This window comes from Moorena sp. SIO2C4, assembly GCF_010672485.1.
In the GTDB taxonomy this organism is placed as follows: Bacteria; Cyanobacteriota; Cyanobacteriia; order Cyanobacteriales; family Coleofasciculaceae; genus Moorena; species Moorena producens.
Genome location: NZ_JAAHGN010001165.1, coordinates 1 through 2,223, shown reverse-complemented (window position 1 = coordinate 2,223; position 2,223 = coordinate 1). Strand labels below are relative to the sequence as shown.

General features: G+C 43.7%; 3 protein-coding genes. 2 read left to right on the top strand and 1 reads right to left on the bottom strand.

The features are described 5' to 3' along the window. Together F6K20_RS35095 and F6K20_RS35090 are read left to right on the top strand one after the other, a co-directional pair. Window positions 1-254, top strand: a 254-nt coding sequence (locus F6K20_RS35095; protein ID WP_287297896.1) for a hypothetical protein, incomplete at its 5' end; no start/stop codon positions are given. Window positions 255-411: 157 nt separating this feature from the next. After that, on the top strand, window positions 412-1,839 hold the full coding sequence (locus F6K20_RS35090; RefSeq protein WP_008178863.1) for an NYN domain-containing protein: 1,428 nt from the start codon (window positions 412-414) through the stop codon (window positions 1,837-1,839). Here the strand turns inward: F6K20_RS35090 and F6K20_RS35085 are convergent. Beyond that, window positions 1,804-2,037 carry a hypothetical protein gene (locus F6K20_RS35085; protein ID WP_131827003.1) on the bottom strand — a complete coding sequence of 78 codons (234 nt, stop codon included), beginning with the start codon at window positions 2,035-2,037 and terminating at the stop codon, window positions 1,804-1,806. The genes F6K20_RS35090 and F6K20_RS35085 overlap by 36 nt on opposite strands. Window positions 2,038-2,223: the final 186 nt, after the last annotated feature.

Below are 2,223 nucleotides of genomic sequence, written 5' to 3'. Positions count from 1 at the left end.
TGGAGTCGGGAATAGGGAATAGGGAGCAGATGACAGGGAATCGGCGAAAAATTCTGTATAGCTCATTACTCAACAGAAGCGATGCAGCGCCGACCTGCGGGGGTTTCCCCCACTCGCGCTTTGCATCAAGACAGCGCTATAATAACAAATTTAACCCTAACGACTCCTGGCTTCTGGCTGGAAGCTCCTTCAATCTACCAACAGCTGAGTTCTATGGAACTCGAATTTTTCCACTACCCACTGCTGATCCTTGAGGGATCCCTGTAGGAATTGTGGGAATTTTTGTTCCGAGATCCGCTGTTCCGAGATCCGCTGTTCCCTGTTGCCTTTGCTATTTCACATATACTGGGTTCATAGATCTGCTTTTGTATTCAGCCCAAAATTACTCACCAAATCTACCAGAAACCATTCGTGAATGACTCTGCCGCGATCAACGAAATTAGCCTTTACCTCTACCAAGCCATCCTTGAGGTTCAGCAGCAGCAGTCCGAATTACTCAAGGAAAAATACCGAAAAATCGCTTGGGATAAACCCCGTCATCAATCGGCTTTCCTGGCCAAGTTCAAATCAGAACTCAGCCAAGAGCAAGATTGGCCCCGACGAATTATCAAAGTCAGGAAATTACTGCAAGTTCTGTTTATTCCTGGTTATTTCAACTCCCCCAGCTTTAGGGAACTGACCCAAAAACTTCGTCACTCTATCCGACCCAAGCCAGGGAGTAATTCCCATAACTTAGCTGTCTCTACTGGTGTCTCTACTAATAATAAAACCCCAACATCAGTTTCCCCTTTGCCAAAGCTAGGCACAGGAATTGCCATCTTACTGCTAGATGCCGAAAATTTACGGCTCAATACTGAAACCGAAAAATTCCTAGCTCAAATTTGTTCCTACCCGATCCAAATCAAAATTGCTGTTGCCAATTGGCGTGCTATGGGTAAGTATGACACTGAACTGCATAGTCGTGGCTATGAGCTAATTCATGTCCCACCAGGAAAGGACAGCGCTGATTTTAAGATGGCTACCGTTGGCGCTTCTATCTTTATCCATTATCCAACCGCCAAGGAAGTCTTAGTCTGTTCCTCTGATGGGGTAATGACTCATCTTTGCACCACCCTACAAACCCATGGACTAAAAGTCTATTTGGTGCGTAAACAAAACGATAAGATCATTGTTTTAAATAACAAGACTCGTGAAACTCAAGCCCATTCTCTGGTTTCTGTACCAGAAATTCCCACCCTTGAGGAATTTATTAATCAGCTCAAAGACATCCTCAAAGCTGAACAAAAACGCACTTCCAATGCTTGGATAAACCTGTCTAGACTATCTTATCTATTTGAGTCTAAGTATCAGCTAACCCTCAATCAAGTTGTCTCCCTGCGCTTGCCTGGAAAACTAACAACCGATATTTTTAGTGATTACCCCAAGGAATTTGTGACTCATCACATACCGGGAACTTCAAATTTTTATCTAACTCTATTTGAAAAGCCAATTTCTTTCATTAAAAAGACCTCTTCTTTAAAGACTATTCAGTTAAAGCCTACTGTTAAGCCTTTATCTAAAATTGAATCTAAATCAGATTTGGAAGAGATACTAGTTAAACTCCTCAAGGATTTGAAGACAAACTATAAAGATCCTTATGTTCCGATCGCTCATATAGCTACTGAATTTAAAAAACAATACTCTCGACCCATTACTCAGTTGATGAGAGACTTAAATTTAAAAGGTACATTCCCCAAATTTTTGCAATCCTTAGGAGCGTTTAAACTGAAGAAAGTTGGTAAAGCTTATCAAGTGGCTTTACGGTTAGACGGGTTGAATGCGGTAGTTATTGAACAGTAAAAACTCTAGAGTAGTCGGGAGTCGGGAATCGGGAATCGGGAATCGGGAATCGGGAATCGGGAGTCGGGAATCGGTAAAAAATCCAGCATTGCTGAATCTTTGGATCAATATGAATAAGTGGGGTGGGCATCCTGCCTGCCCGACAAGATCAGTAACGGGCAAGATGCCCGTTCCACGCAAGATGCTCGTTCCACGCAAGATGCCCGGGTAGGTTTTTAACTTTGGGGGGAGTACGTACTTTCATTGCCAAAAAACTCCAATAATATAGATATCCAAATCTACAAGAATTTAAGGGACGGGTGCGCCCAGCTGAGGGCGTTTCCCCGACTCCCGACTCCCGACTCCCGACTACCGACTCCCGACTCCCGACTCCCGACTCCCGAA